13 protein-coding genes are annotated in these 13,388 nt (G+C 71.1%); 9 read left to right on the top strand and 4 right to left on the bottom strand.

Going from position 1 to position 13,388, the window contains the following annotated elements; all coding sequences use genetic code 11:
• The first annotated feature begins 86 nt into the window (after window positions 1–86).
• Window positions 87–788, top strand: coding sequence for an HAD family hydrolase (locus tag ACFWEE_RS14025; RefSeq protein ID WP_386888952.1), 702 nt, complete (start codon window positions 87–89; stop codon window positions 786–788).
• A 72-nt stretch (window positions 789–860) separates the two neighbouring features.
• Here the strand turns inward: ACFWEE_RS14025 and ACFWEE_RS14020 are convergent, their stop codons facing one another.
• Complete coding sequence (locus ACFWEE_RS14020; RefSeq protein WP_386888950.1) at window positions 861–1,532, bottom strand: response regulator; 672 nt, start codon at window positions 1,530–1,532, stop codon at window positions 861–863.
• Window positions 1,533–1,542: 10 nt separating this feature from the next.
• A complete protein-coding gene (locus ACFWEE_RS14015; RefSeq protein WP_386888949.1) occupies window positions 1,543–2,454 on the bottom strand; it encodes a RecB family exonuclease in 912 nt (303 codons plus the stop codon).
• A gap of 104 nt (window positions 2,455–2,558) precedes the next feature.
• Here ACFWEE_RS14015 and ACFWEE_RS14010 point away from each other — a divergent pair, with 104 nt between their 5' ends.
• The 3 genes from ACFWEE_RS14010 (at window position 2,559) to ACFWEE_RS14000 (ending at window position 5,756) form a co-directional block, all read left to right on the top strand.
• Complete coding sequence (locus tag ACFWEE_RS14010; protein ID WP_386888947.1) at window positions 2,559–3,803, top strand: site-2 protease family protein; 1,245 nt, start codon at window positions 2,559–2,561, stop codon at window positions 3,801–3,803.
• 73 nt (window positions 3,804–3,876) lie between these two features.
• A complete protein-coding gene (locus ACFWEE_RS14005; protein ID WP_386888946.1) occupies window positions 3,877–4,803 on the top strand; it encodes a tRNA (adenine-N1)-methyltransferase in 927 nt (308 codons plus the stop codon).
• A gap of 362 nt (window positions 4,804–5,165) precedes the next feature.
• Entirely contained in the window at window positions 5,166–5,756 is a 591-nt protein-coding gene (locus ACFWEE_RS14000; protein ID WP_386888945.1) for a hypothetical protein, read from the top strand.
• Window positions 5,757–5,773: 17 nt separating this feature from the next.
• On the opposite strand, the gene ACFWEE_RS13995 is transcribed toward ACFWEE_RS14000, so the two are convergent.
• Window positions 5,774–6,085 carry a ferredoxin gene (locus ACFWEE_RS13995; protein ID WP_386888943.1) on the bottom strand — a complete coding sequence of 104 codons (312 nt, stop codon included), beginning with the start codon at window positions 6,083–6,085 and terminating at the stop codon, window positions 5,774–5,776.
• 241 nt (window positions 6,086–6,326) lie between these two features.
• Here ACFWEE_RS13995 and arc point away from each other — a divergent pair, with 241 nt between their 5' ends.
• From arc to prcA, 5 genes are all read left to right on the top strand, one after another.
• On the top strand, window positions 6,327–8,093 hold the full coding sequence (gene arc, locus ACFWEE_RS13990) for a proteasome ATPase (protein WP_386888941.1): 1,767 nt from the start codon (window positions 6,327–6,329) through the stop codon (window positions 8,091–8,093).
• Window positions 8,094–8,340: 247 nt separating this feature from the next.
• The gene (dop, locus tag ACFWEE_RS13985; protein ID WP_386888940.1) at window positions 8,341–9,852 is read left to right on the top strand and encodes a depupylase/deamidase Dop; all 1,512 of its coding nucleotides are present in this window, start codon (window positions 8,341–8,343) and stop codon (window positions 9,850–9,852) included.
• Between the two features lie 128 nt (window positions 9,853–9,980).
• A complete protein-coding gene (locus tag ACFWEE_RS13980; protein ID WP_266702617.1) occupies window positions 9,981–10,199 on the top strand; it encodes a ubiquitin-like protein Pup in 219 nt (72 codons plus the stop codon).
• Window positions 10,200–10,513: 314 nt separating this feature from the next.
• Window positions 10,514–11,362, top strand: coding sequence for a proteasome subunit beta (gene prcB / locus ACFWEE_RS13975; protein ID WP_386888938.1), 849 nt, complete (start codon window positions 10,514–10,516; stop codon window positions 11,360–11,362).
• 64 nt (window positions 11,363–11,426) lie between these two features.
• Window positions 11,427–12,206, top strand: coding sequence for a proteasome subunit alpha (gene prcA / locus ACFWEE_RS13970; protein WP_386888936.1), 780 nt, complete (start codon window positions 11,427–11,429; stop codon window positions 12,204–12,206).
• 72 nt (window positions 12,207–12,278) lie between these two features.
• Here prcA and ACFWEE_RS13965 read toward each other — a convergent pair whose 3' ends face one another.
• A complete protein-coding gene (locus tag ACFWEE_RS13965) occupies window positions 12,279–13,310 on the bottom strand; it encodes a LacI family DNA-binding transcriptional regulator (protein ID WP_386888934.1) in 1,032 nt (343 codons plus the stop codon).
• Window positions 13,311–13,388: the final 78 nt, after the last annotated feature.

Raw genomic sequence — 13,388 nt, 5'->3', positions numbered from 1 at the left:
GTCGTAGACTGGTCGGTCCAGTGAGGCCGGTCGCCCTTCCCCGGAAGGGTGGCCGGCCTTCTCGTCCCTCACGGAAGGTGTGCCGCATGACCAGTACGGTCCCCGCGTCCCTGACCCGCACGGCCGACGGTGCCACCCTGCAGGCCGTCCTTCTCGACATGGACGGCACCCTGGTGGACACGGAGGGCTTCTGGTGGGACACCGAGGCCGAGGTGTTCGCCGACCTCGGCCACCGGCTCGACGAGTCCTGGCGCGAGGTGGTCGTCGGCGGGCCGATGGCCCGCAGCGCCGGCTACCTCATCGACGTGACCGGTGCGGACATCGCGGTGGAGGAGCTCACCGTCCTGCTGAACGACCGCTTCGAGAAGCGCATCGGGCGGGGCGTCCCCCTCATGCCCGGCGCTGCCCGGCTGCTCGCCGAGCTCTCCGCCCACTCCGTGCCGACCGCACTCGTCTCCGCCTCGCACCGCCGGATCATCGACCGGGTCCTCGACTCGGTGGGACACCACCACTTCGCGCTGACCATCGCGGGGGACGAGGTCGCCCGCACCAAGCCGCACCCCGACCCCTACCTCGCGGCAGCCGCCGGATTCGGCGCCGACCCCGCCCGCTGCGCCGTCATCGAGGACACCGCCACCGGCGTCGCCTCGGCGGAAGCCGCCGGATGCCGGGTCGTGGCCGTGCCCTCCGTCGCGCCCATCGCACCGGCGGCCGGACGCGCGGTCGTCGGCTCGCTGGAAGAGGTCGACCTGGCCTTCCTCCAGAAGCTGGTCCTGGACCGGGGATGACCCCGGCCGGGTGACCCCCGGCACCGCACCCCGGCCGGCCACCGCGTCCGCGCGGGACCAGGGCGGCGTCCGCTACTGCGCCCCCGGCCGCACCAGACCGCTCTCGTACGCGTACACCGCCGCCTGCACCCGGTCGCGCAGCTGGAGCTTGGTCAGCACATGGCCGACATGTGTCTTCACCGTCGTCTCGCTGACGAAGAGGTCCGCCGCGATCTCCGCGTTCGACAGACCGCGCGCCACCAGCTTCAGCACCTCGACCTCGCGGTCGGTCAGCCGGTGCAGGGCGTCCGGGACCGGCTCCTCGCCGGACGGGAGGTGGTCGGCGTACTTGTCGAGCAGCCGCCGGGTGACGCTCGGGGCGAGCATCGCCTCGCCCGCGGCCACCACCCGGATCGCCTGGACCAGCTCGTGGGCCGGGGCGTCCTTGAGCAGGAAGCCGCTGGCGCCCGCGCGCAGCGCCTCCACGACGTACTCGTCCAGATCGAACGTCGTGAGCACCAGCACCTTCGCCGGGCCGTTCCGGTCCGGGCCGGTGATCTGGCGGGTCGCCTCCACACCGTCCATCCGCGGCATCCGGATGTCCATCAGCACCACGTCCGGCTGGAGCGCCCGGACTTGGTCGATGGCCTGGAGGCCGTCACCGGCCTCGCCGACCACCGCGAGATCGCCCTCGGCCTCCAGGATCATCCGGAAGCCGGTGCGCAGCAGTGGCTGGTCGTCGACCAGCAGGACGCGGATTGCCACGGAGAACTCCTCAGGAACCGTCTGGGGACGCGGGCCGACCGGCGCCGGCCCCGACCGGTCCCATTCTGCCCGTCCCATCCTCACGGGACTCCGGCAGCACCACGGGGAGCGGATAGACCGGGGGAGTCCCGCCGAATTCCGGACAGAACGCCTGGTGGTCGCACCAGCCGCAGAGCTTGGTCGGCCTCGGCCGCCACTCACCGGTCTCCGTCGCCTGCCGGATCGCCTCCCAGAGCGCGTGCAGCTTCCGCTCCACCCGCTCCAGGTCCGCGACCACCGGGTCGTACGTCAGGACGTCGCCGCTGCCGAGGTAGACCAGCTGGAGCCGGCGCGGCACCACGCCCTTGAGGCGCCAGACCACCAGCGCGTAGAACTTCATCTGGAAGAGGGCGCCCTCCGCGTACTCCGGACGCGGCGCCTTCCCCGTCTTGTAGTCGACGATCCGCACCTCGCCCGTCGGCGCGATGTCGACGCGGTCGATCACCCCGCGCAGCCGCAGCCCGGACTCCAGCTCCGTCTCCACGAACATCTCGCGCTCGACCGGCTCGAGGCGCGTCGGATCCTCCAGCGAGAACCACCGCTCCACCAGCCGCTCCGCCTCGCCCAGCCACCCCGCGAGCCGCTCACCCCCGGTGTCCTCGGCGAAGAGCTCCGTCAATTCCGGCTTCGACTCCAGCAGCCGGTCCCACTGCCCGGGCACCAGGGCCCGCGCCCTCGGCGCCGTACGCTCCGCGGCGGGCGCGTCGAAGAGCCGCTCCAGCACCGCGTGCACCAGGGTGCCGCGGGTGGCCGCCTCGCTCGGCTTCTCCGGCAGTTTGTCGATGACCCGGAAGCGGTAGAGCAAAGGGCACTGCATGAAGTCGTTCGCCCGCGACGGCGACAGGGAGGACGGCGGCGCGGGGGGCCGGGGTGCGGAACTCATGCCCCAGACCCTACGACCCGCCACTGACAGCGGGCGGCATACCATCGACGGCAGAGCCTCGGGCCCTGCATGACCGACTCAGACGCCCCGGACGGAAGGACCCAGTGGACGAGAGCGACGAGAGCGGCGACAACCGGCGCCCGCAGCCCGGCGCGGGGGGAACGGACCCCGGGCCGGGCAAGGAACGCCCCCGCCGCCCCGCCGGACCCGGCGGCGGCCTGCTCATGGGCCGCCCGTTCGGTGTGCCCGTGTACGTGGCCCCCAGCTGGTTCGTCGTCGCGGCGCTCATCACCTGGGTCTTCGGAGGACAGCTCGACCGCGTCCTGCCCGAGCTCGGCGGCGCCCGCTACCTCGTCGCCCTCTTCTTCGCCATCGCCTTCTACGCCTCCGTGCTCGTCCACGAACTCGCGCACACCGTCGCGGCCCTCCGGTACAAGCTGCCGGTGCGCCGCATCCAGCTCCAGTTCTTCGGCGGCGTCTCCGAGATCGAGAAGGAGACCGAGACCCCCGGGCGCGAGTTCGTCCTCGCCTTCGTGGGGCCGCTCCTCTCCCTCGTCCTGGCCGGAGTGTTCTATCTCTCCATGCAGTTCGTGGAGCCCGGCACCGTCCCCGGCGTCCTGCTCGCCGGACTGATGATCTCCAACCTCATCGTCGCCGTCTTCAACCTGCTGCCCGGGCTCCCGCTCGACGGCGGGCGCATGCTGCGCGCGGTCGTCTGGAAGATCACCGGCAAGCCCATGAGCGGCACCGTCGTCGCCGCCTGGGTCGGACGGGGCCTCGCCGTCGCCGTACTCATCGGCCTGCCGCTGCTCACGCACACCGGCGGCTCGGCCGACGAGATCGGCGGCATGGAGACGGTCACCGACGCCCTGCTCGCCGCCATCCTCGCCGGGATCATCTGGACCGGCGCGGGCAACAGCCTGCGCATGGCACGGCTGCGCGAACACCTCCCCGAGCTCCGGGCCCGCACCCTCACCCGCCGCGCGGTACCCGTCGAGTCCGCCACCCCGCTCTCCGAAGCGCTGCGCCGGGCCAACGAGGCGGGGGCCCGCGCCCTCGTCGTCGTCGACCCGGAAGGCACCCCGAAGGGCGTCGTCCGGGAGTCCGCCATCGGCGGGGTCCCCGAGCACCGCCGTCCCTGGGTCGCCGTCGGCGGCCTCGCCCAGGACCTCAACGAGGGCATGCGCGTCCCCGCCGAGCTCGCGGGCGAGGAACTGCTCGACCGGCTGCGGGCCACCCCCGCGACCGAGTACCTCGTCGTGGAGGAGTCCGGCGCGGTCTACGGCGTCCTCTCCACGACCGACGTGGAGCGCGCCTTCCTCGCCGCCATGACGCGCCCCGGGGCCTGAGGCCCGCTCCGGCGGGTGCCCGCCGCCGCCCACCGGCGGAAGGAGGCCCCGGAAACACCGGTACGCTGGTCACATGTCTGAACCGACCGGTGCCGCCCGCCGCCGTGGGCCCTTCAAGGTCGGGGACCAAGTACAGCTCACCGACCCCAAGGGACGCCACCACACCTTCACGCTCGAAGCCGGAAAGAACTTCCACACCCACAAGGGTTCTTTCCCGCACGACGAGCTGATCGGTGCTCCCGAGGGCAGTGTTGTCCGTACCACGGGAAACGTCGCCTATCTCGCGCTGCGCCCCCTGCTCCCCGACTACGTCCTCTCCATGCCCCGCGGCGCCGCCGTGGTCTACCCCAAGGACGCGGGCCAGATCCTGGCCTTCGCCGACATCTTCCCCGGCGCCCGCGTCGTGGAGGCGGGCGTCGGATCGGGCGCGCTCTCCACCTTCCTGCTGCGCGCCATCGGCGAGCAGGGCATGCTGCACTCCTACGAGCGCCGCGAGGACTTCGCCGAGATCGCCCAGCAGAACGTGGAGCGCTACTTCGGCAGCCCGCACCCGGCCTGGCAGCTCACCATCGGCGACCTCCAGGACAACCTCTCGGACACCGAGGTGGACCGGGTCGTCCTGGACATGCTCGCCCCGTGGGAGTGCCTGGAGGCCGTATCCAAGGCGCTGGTGCCCGGTGGCATCGTCTGCGCGTACGTCGCCACCACCACCCAGCTGTCGCGGACGGTCGAGTCCATCCGCGAGATCGGCTGCTTCGCCGAGCCGCAGCCCTGGGAATCCATGATCCGCAACTGGCACGTCGAGGGCCTCGCCGTCCGCCCGGACCACCGGATGATCGGCCACACCGGCTTCCTGGTGACCGCCCGCCGCCTGGCGGACGGGGTCGAGCCCCCGATGCGCCGCCGCCGTCCCTCCAAGGGCGCCTACGGCGAGGACTACGACGGCCCCGGCGGCCGGAGCGGTTCCGCCGACCGGAGCGGTTCCGCCGACCGCGACTGACGGACGCGACCGCTCGACCACCGGCCGATCGCGCGACCCACGCAGGTCGCGCGGCACCGACGACCGCGACCCGACCGTGGTGACCGACCACCACGACCGGCTCGCGGTGCAGTGATGGGCGCCGCCGCCCCGCCCTCCCGGACCGACCCGGGCAGGCGGGGCGACGGCGCCCTTCGCATGCCCCCGGCCCGTGCCGGCCCCTCCGCTTCCCCGCTTCCGCCCTCCGGTTCCCGGCGGAAGCCCTCGCGCACCCCGCTGTTCCCCGCCCGTGTGAGGTGTGGCACGATGCTGGCCACCCCCTGCCGCCGATGCCCGGCAGGGACGTTCCACATGCTCCCCGGAAACATCAGGAGACAGACCGCGTGCAGCCTTCCGTACTCCCGGATCTCGCGCACAACGACTCCAGGGCGATGCACTGGCTCGCCACCGCCGCGGCGGTGTTCGCGACCGTCGCGGTGGCCGGCCTGCTGCAGCCCGGCGACGGCGCGGCGTCCGCGTCCGCCGCGACCGCGGCTCCGGCCGGTACCGCGGCTCCCCGGGTCAGTACCGCCGAAGCCCCCGACCCCACCGGTGTGGTCTTCCCCCTCACCTGCGGGAGCGTGGGCCAGGCCGTCGGACGGCAGGCCCGGGGCGACCTGGACGGCGACGGCAGGCCCGAGACCGTGGTGGCCGTCCACTGCGCCGCCGGCTCCGGCACCCCGCCGGACGGCGTCTACGTCCTGACACACGGAAGCGGGGCCGCACCCCGGGTCGTGGCGACCCTGGTGGACCCCGCTCTGCGGCTGACGGTCGGTGAACTCGCCGTGGAGAACGCCGTCGTCTCCGCGACCACGCTCGGCTACTCCTCGGACCAGGTGCCCAGCTGCTGCCCCGACCAGCGCGAGGAGACCACCTGGCACTGGACGGGCGGAGCCTTCGTCCGGTCCGCCGCGCGGCCCGACGCCGGCGTCTGACCGGACCCGGGCCCCGCCTACGCCGCGTCCGGTCCGTAGACCTCGACGCTGTCCGAAACTCGACGTACGTGGATGCAGTCGCCGGGGCACTCCTTGGCCGAATCCACCACGTCCGTCAGCAGCGGCAGCGGAACCCGCGTGGTGGCGCCCGGCTCCTGGAGCAGCTCGTCGTCGGCGCTCTTCACATAGGCCAGCCCGTCGATGTCCAGCTCGAACACTTCGGGGGCGTACTGGACGCAGATCCCGTCGCCCGTGCACAGGTCCTGGTCGATCCAGACCTCCAGATCCTCGGTGTCGCTCGCGCCGGGCGAGTCATGCTGCACGGTCATATGTCCTGCCGATCCCTGCGTATCTCAACCAATTGAAGCCAGCCCTGACGGGTGTTGAACGGTTCGACGATACAACTGGCTGCTTTCGCGTGCCCAAGGGTGGGTATTCCCTTGGCACGAGGGGGAGAGCAAGGGTGAAGATCGGACACACCCCGCAGTCTTTGTGATCTAGGGGTTTCAATCACCACCCACGCAGGTAGGGTCAGGAAGCGTCCAGCTCCCCTTGGAGGAGGTGAGGACCGTGGCAGCCCACGACGACGACATCAACCGCGGCATCCGGCCCGGGCGGGGGTCAGAAGACCCGTCGGGCCAGGTCGCCTATCTTGAGCAGGAAATCGCCGTCCTGCGACGTAAGCTCGCCGACTCTCCGCGCCATTCGAGAATTCTCGAAGAGCGGGTCGTCGAGTTGCAGACCAGTCTGTCCGGTGTGACCGCACAGAACGAACGGCTCGCCCATACGCTCCGCGAGGCCCGCGACCAGATCGTGGCCCTCAAGGAGGAGGTCGACAGGCTCGCGCAGCCGCCTGCCGGTTTCGGCGTGTTCCTGCAGGCCAATGAGGACGGTACCTGCGACATCTTCACCGGGGGCCGCAAGCTCCGGGTGAACGTCAGCCCCAGCGTTGAGCTCGAAGGTCTCCGTCGAGGCCAGGAAGTCATGCTCAACGAAGCGCTCAACGTGGTCGAGGCCATGGAATTCGAGCGGGCCGGGGACATCGTCACCCTCAAGGAGATCCTTGAGGACGGCGAGCGCGCCCTGGTGATCGGGCACACCGACGAGGAACGGGTGGTGCGGCTCGCCGAGCCGCTGCTCGACATCACCATCCGCCCCGGCGACGCGCTCCTGCTGGAACCCAGGTCCGGTTACGTCTACGAAGTGGTGCCCAAGAGCGAGGTCGAGGAACTCGTCCTCGAAGAGGTCCCGGACATCGACTACGACAAGATCGGCGGTCTGGGCGACCAGATCGAGCTGATCCGCGACGCGGTCGAGCTCCCGTACCTCCACCCCGATCTCTTCAAGGAACACGAACTCCGTCCGCCGAAGGGCATCCTGCTCTACGGTCCCCCCGGCTGCGGCAAGACGCTCATCGCCAAGGCCGTCGCCAACTCGCTCGCCAAGAAGGTCGCCGAGGTGACCGGCCAGCCCGCGGGGAAGAGCTACTTCCTCAACATCAAGGGCCCCGAGCTCCTCAACAAGTACGTCGGTGAGACCGAGCGGCACATCCGCCTCGTCTTCCAGCGTGCCCGGGAGAAGGCGAGCGAGGGCACCCCCGTCATCGTCTTCTTCGACGAGATGGAATCCCTTTTCCGTACCCGCGGCAGCGGCGTCAGCTCGGACGTGGAGAACACCATCGTCCCGCAGCTGCTCGCCGAGATCGACGGGGTGGAAGGGCTGGAGAACGTCATCGTCATCGGCGCCTCCAACCGCGAGGACATGATCGACCCGGCCATCCTCCGGCCCGGCCGCCTCGATGTGAAGATCAAGATCGAGCGTCCGGACGCGGAGGCCGCGAAGGACATCTTCGCGAAGTACCTGACCTCCTCGCTCCCGCTGCACTCGGACGATCTGGCCGAGCACGCCGGCTCCAAGCCGGCCGCCGCCCACGCCATGATCCAGTCCGTGGTGGAGCGGATGTACACGGAATCCGAGGAGAACCGGTTCCTCGAAGTCACCTACGCCAACGGTGACAAGGAAGTCCTCTATTTCAAGGACTTCAACTCCGGCGCGATGATCCAGAACATCGTCGACCGGGCGAAGAAGATGGCCATCAAGGCATTCCTCGAAGAAGGCCAGAAGGGCATTCGCGTCTCCCATCTCCTCCAGGCGTGCGTGGACGAGTTCAAGGAGAACGAGGACCTGCCCAACACGACCAACCCGGACGACTGGGCCAGGATCTCCGGAAAGAAGGGCGAGCGGATCGTCTTCATCCGCACGCTCGTCACCGGAAAGCAGGGCGCGGACACCGGCCGGTCCATCGACACGGTCGCGAACACCGGTCAGTACCTGTAACGAGCGGTCCGGCTGCGGCTGCCCCACCGGGCAACCGCAGCCGGCTGTTTTCCCCGGAGTTCCAGCCGTATTCGCGCCGCATCCGAACAATGACGTAATGGATCTCCCCACCGGGGCAGAGGCGCTCTAGGCTCTGACGTACCGCCGACCGCGCAGTGCGGGGCCGGACGACCGCGCACGCAACCGGACAAGCAGCGGTACTTGAGCGCCGTTTCCCCAGGGGACGACGCCGGGCAAGGAGGGCCGCATGACCGTACGGCGAGTAATGGGCATCGAGACGGAGTACGGAATCTCCGTCCCCGGCCACCCCAACGCCAATGCCATGCTCACCTCGTCCCAGATCGTCAACGCGTACGCGGCGGCGATGCACCGGGCGCGCCGCGCCCGCTGGGACTTCGAGGAGGAGAATCCGCTGCGGGACGCGCGAGGCTTCGACCTCGCCCGCGAGACCGCCGACTCCAGCCAGCTCACCGACGAGGACATCGGTCTGGCCAACGTCATCCTGACCAACGGCGCCCGCCTCTACGTCGACCACGCGCACCCCGAGTACAGCTCCCCGGAGATCACCAACCCCCGGGACGCGGTCCTCTGGGACAAGGCCGGCGAGCGCGTCATGGCCGAGGCCGCCGAACTGGCCGCCGCCATCCCCGGCGCCCAGCCGATCCACCTCTACAAGAACAACACCGACAACAAGGGCGCCTCCTACGGCACGCACGAGAACTACCTGATGAGACGGGACACCCCCTTCTCGGACATCGTGCGCCACCTGACCCCGTTCTTCGTCAGCCGCCAGGTCGTCACCGGGGCGGGCCGGGTCGGGATCGGGCAGGACGGCCGCGACCACGGATTCCAGCTCAGCCAGCGCGCCGACTACTTCGAGGTGGAGGTGGGGCTGGAGACGACGCTCAAGCGCCCCATCATCAACACCCGGGACGAGCCGCACTCCGACGCGGAGAAGTACCGCAGGCTGCACGTCATCATCGGTGACGCCAACCTCTCCGAGATCTCGACCTATCTGAAGCTCGGCACCACCGCCCTGGTCCTCTCGATGATCGAGGACGGGTTCATCAACGTGGACCTCGCCGTCGACCAGCCCGTACGCACCCTCCACCAGGTCTCGCACGACCCGTCCCTCCAGCATCTGATCACGCTCCGCAGCGGTCGCACACTCACCGCGGTGCAGCTCCAGATGGAGTACTTCGAGCTTGCCCGCAAGTACGTCGAGGAGCGGTACGGCGCCGACGCCGACGAGCAGACCCGGGACGTCCTGCTGCGCTGGGAGGACACCCTCAACCGCCTGGAGAACGACCCGATGAGCCTGTCCGGGGAGCTGGACTGGGTGGCCAAGCGGGCTCTCATGGACGGCTACCGGCGCCGGGACGGCCTGGAGTGGGACGCCCCGCGCCTGCACCTGGTGGACCTCCAGTACGCGGACGTACGGGCCGACAAGGGCCTCTACAACCGCCTCGTGGCCGGTGGGCGGATGAAACGCCTGCTGGCGGAGGACGAGGTCGCCAGGGCGCGTACGAAGCCCCCGGAGGACACCCGGGCCTATTTCCGGGGCCGCTGCCTCGACCAGTACGCGGACGACGTGGCCGCCGCCTCCTGGGACTCGGTCATCTTCGACCTGCCGGGCCACGACTCCCTGCAGCGGGTGCCCACCATGGAGCCGCTGCGCGGGACGCGGGAGCACGTCAAGAACCTCCTGGACCGCTGCCGCACGGCGGAGGAGCTGGTCCGGGTGCTGTCCGGCGGCTGAACGGGCCGCCGGAGGGGAATGATCGGACCAGGGCCCGGACGTTGGAAAAGTACCGGGCCGATGTCGGACCCCGTGGGTAGGGTCTGATCAAGAGCTTCGAATGCTTCGAACCGAGCGGGGTGAGCTAGATGGCGACCAAGGACACCGGCGGCGGACAGCAGAAGGCGACGCGCTCCACCGAGGAGACCGAGGAGCAGGCGCAGGAGGCGCAGGCTTCGGAGGACCTCAAGGAACGCCAGGAGAAGCTGAGCGACGACGTCGACTCGGTCCTGGACGAGATCGACGACGTCCTGGAGGAGAACGCCGAGGACTTCGTGCGGAGCTTCGTGCAGAAGGGCGGGGAGTAGTCCGCGCGGACACCTGTTCCGCGCGCCGGTCACCGGCGGTGAGCGGGCGCCCGGCGCCCTGAACCCCCGGACCGGCTCCTCGGACGCGCGCCGCCGCTGACCGGGAGGTCACCGGCGGTCGCGGGGCCGCCGCGAGGGAAGCGGCCGGGACGACGGACAGCTCCGCCGGCCGCTTCCCCCGTACAGGTGGATCACCGCCACCGGGCGGGTAGGGTCCGTGACGTACGGTGCTTCAACCGCACACCGGCCATCGGCGCATCGGGCGTCCGTCCCGACCCCGGCGGGCCGTCGCATGCATACCTGGAGGGAAACGCGTGGAAGCCAACACTCGTCACACCGGGCGTCTACCAGCTGCGTTCCTGACGCCGGGTTCGTCCTCGTTCATGGACTTCCTGTCCGACCACGCACCCGCGATGCTCCCGGGCAACCGGAGCCTCCCGCCGCTCAAGGGGGCCGTCGAGGCACCGCACGGGACGACCATCGTCGCGGCCTCGTTCCCCGGCGGCGTGGTGCTCGCCGGTGACCGGCGGGCGACCATGGGCAACATGATCGCCCAGCGAGACATCGAGAAGGTGTTCCCCGCCGACGAGTACTCCGCCGTCGGCATCGCGGGCACCGCGGGTCTCGCGGTGGAGATGGTCAAGCTGTTCCAGCTGGAGCTGGAGCACTTCGAGAAGGTCGAGGGCGCGCAGCTCTCCCTGGAGGGCAAGGCCAACCGCCTCTCCACGATGATCCGCGGCAACCTGGCGATGGCCATGCAGGGACTCGCGGTCGTCCCCCTCTTCGCCGGCTACGACGTCGACAAGGGCCGGGGCAGGATCTTCTCCTACGACGTCACCGGAGGCCGCTCCGAGGAGCACGCCGGATACGCCTCCACCGGCTCGGGCTCGCTCTTCGCCCGGGGCTCCATGAAGAAGCTCTATCGCGAGGACCTGACGGAGTCCCAGGCGCTCACCCTGGTCGTGCAGGCCCTGTACGACGCCGCGGACGACGACTCCGCGACCGGCGGCCCCGACGTGGCGCGCCGCATCTACCCGATCGTCACCGTCATCACCGACGAGGGCTTCCGCCGGCTGTCGGACGGGGAGTCCTCCGCGATCGCCCGCGAGATCCTGGAGCGCCGCCTCGAACACCCCGACGGCCCGCGCGCGGCTCTGCTCTGATCCGGCCCGGAGTTCCGGGGACTTCGAGATGCACTCGTCACTGACAGAAAGGGACGGATAGCCGGTGTCGACGCCGTTCTATGTCTCACCCCAGCAGGCCATGGCCGACCGGGCGGAATACGCCCGCAAAGGCATCGCCCGCGGTCGCAGCCTGGTTGTGCTGCAGTACGCCGACGGCATTGTGTTCGTCGGCGAGAACCCGTCCCGCGCGCTGCACAAGTTCAGCGAGATCTACGACCGGATCGGCTTCGCCGCCGCCGGCAAGTACAACGAGTACGAGAACCTCCGCATCGGCGGGGTCCGCTACGCGGATCTGCGCGGATACACCTACGACCGCGACGACGTGACGGCCCGTGGGCTGGCCAACGTCTACGCCCAGACGCTCGGCACCATCTTCTCCAGCGCGGCGGAGAAGCCGTACGAGGTGGAACTGGTGGTCGCCGAGGTCGGCGCCGAGCCCGAGGGCGACCAGATCTACCGGCTGCCGCACGACGGCTCGATCGTGGACGAGCACGGTTCGGTCGCGGTCGGCGGGAACGCCGAACAGATCAGCACCTTCCTCGACCAGCGGCACCGTGACGGCATGACGCTCGCCGAGGCGCTCAAGCTCGCCGTGCAGGCGCTCTCCCGCGACCCCAACGGCAGCGAGCGGGAGATCCCCGCGGAGCGGCTGGAGGTCGCGGTGCTCGACCGGACCCGGCCCCAGCAGCGCAAGTTCAAGCGGATCGTCGGACGGCAGCTCGCGCGGCTGCTGGAGGCCGACGGCGCCGCCGCGACCACACCCACGGACGCGCCGTCCGACACGGAGGAGTCCGAGGGGACGAACGGCACCGCCGAGGAGTAGTCCCGGGCGGCCGTACCGACGACCGCGTGCCCCGGGTCCCGTCCGACGGAGGGGACCCGGGGCACCGCCGTGTCAGCCGTGCGACGGCGGCGGGGCGGTGGAGCCCCGCACCACCAGCTCCACCGGCAGGCTTCCGGCGCGTACGGGGCGGCCGTCCAGCACCGCGAGCAGGGCCGTCATGCCCCGCTCGCCCACCTGCTCGGCGGGGAGCGCCACCGAGGTCAGCTCGGGCTCCACCGCGGTGGCCAGCGCCAGGTCGTCGAAGCCCGACACCGACAGGTCGTCGGGCACCCGCAGGCCCAGGCGCCGTGCCGCCTTGCAGGCGCCCGCCGCCAGCACGTCCCCGTCGCAGACCAGAGCGGTGGGCCGGGGCCCCGGCGCGGTCAGCGCCGCCTCGGACGCCCGCAGCCCGCCGGACACCTCCAGCGGCGAGGCGACCGTACGCAGCGAGGTGCCGGGCACGCCGGCGAGCGCCTCGCGCAGGGCGCGGGCGCGCACCGCGAAGGTCCACGAGTCGACGGCGGCGGCCACGTGCGTGAAGCGGCGGTGGCCGAGGGCGAGCAGATGCTCCGCGACCTGGCGCATCCCGTCCGCGATGTCGAGGTTCACCTGCGCCGCCGCGCCCGCGCCGGACGGGTCGCTGTCCAGCATCACCAGCGGCAGCTCCGTACCGCCCAGCGCCCCGAGGGCTTCGGTCGCCATGGACGAGGCGATCACCCCGTCGAGCGCCGCGCGGGCGCTGGCGAAGGGGTCCTTGGCCGGTCCGGTGCCGTCCGGCGACGGGTAGAGCACGACGCCGAAGTCGTGGTCCGCGGCGACCGAGGCGGCACCCGTGTAGACCCGGGCGAAGAACTCGTGGGTGAGGGCGGGCACCACCAGCAGCGCGGTCCTGGTGCGGCCCAGGCGCAGGCTGCGGGCGGCGAGGTTGGGCCGGTAGCCGAGTGCCCGAGCGCCGGCCCGGACCCGCTCGGCGGTGGCCTCCGACACCCGGCCGGGCCACTTGCCGCCCAGCACCAGGGAGACCGTCGCCTGCGACACCCCCGCGACCCGCGCCACGTCCCGGCTGGTGGGGCGGGCCGGAGCCGGCTGGGACGGGCTGCTCACTGGGGCCTCCGTGCGGGTGGTGGTGCTGTCGACCGGTTCCGGCCAGGCGGGCCGGTGCCGCGCGGTGGACCGGCCCAC

The organism is Streptomyces sp. NPDC060184 (genome assembly GCF_042728795.1).
GTDB lineage: Bacteria > Actinomycetota > Actinomycetes > Streptomycetales > Streptomycetaceae > Streptomyces.
The sequence above is the reverse complement of the archived record's forward strand: the minus strand, read 5'-3'. Positions and strand labels throughout refer to the sequence as shown.

What these genes read in the sequence shown, in the direction of transcription:
- ACFWEE_RS14025 (WP_386888952.1), top strand. Translation starts at nt 87, where the DNA reads ATGACCAGTACGGTCCCCGCGTCCCTGACCCGCACGGCCGACGGTGCC.
- ACFWEE_RS14015 (WP_386888949.1), bottom strand. Translation starts at nt 2,454, where the DNA reads ATGAGTTCCGCACCCCGGCCCCCCGCGCCGCCGTCCTCCCTGTCGCCG.
- ACFWEE_RS14005 (WP_386888946.1), top strand. Translation starts at nt 3,877, where the DNA reads ATGTCTGAACCGACCGGTGCCGCCCGCCGCCGTGGGCCCTTCAAGGTC.
- ACFWEE_RS13995 (WP_386888943.1), bottom strand. Translation starts at nt 6,085, where the DNA reads ATGACCGTGCAGCATGACTCGCCCGGCGCGAGCGACACCGAGGATCTG.
- dop (WP_386888940.1), top strand. Translation starts at nt 8,341, where the DNA reads ATGACCGTACGGCGAGTAATGGGCATCGAGACGGAGTACGGAATCTCC.
- ACFWEE_RS13980 (WP_266702617.1), top strand. Translation starts at nt 9,981, where the DNA reads ATGGCGACCAAGGACACCGGCGGCGGACAGCAGAAGGCGACGCGCTCC.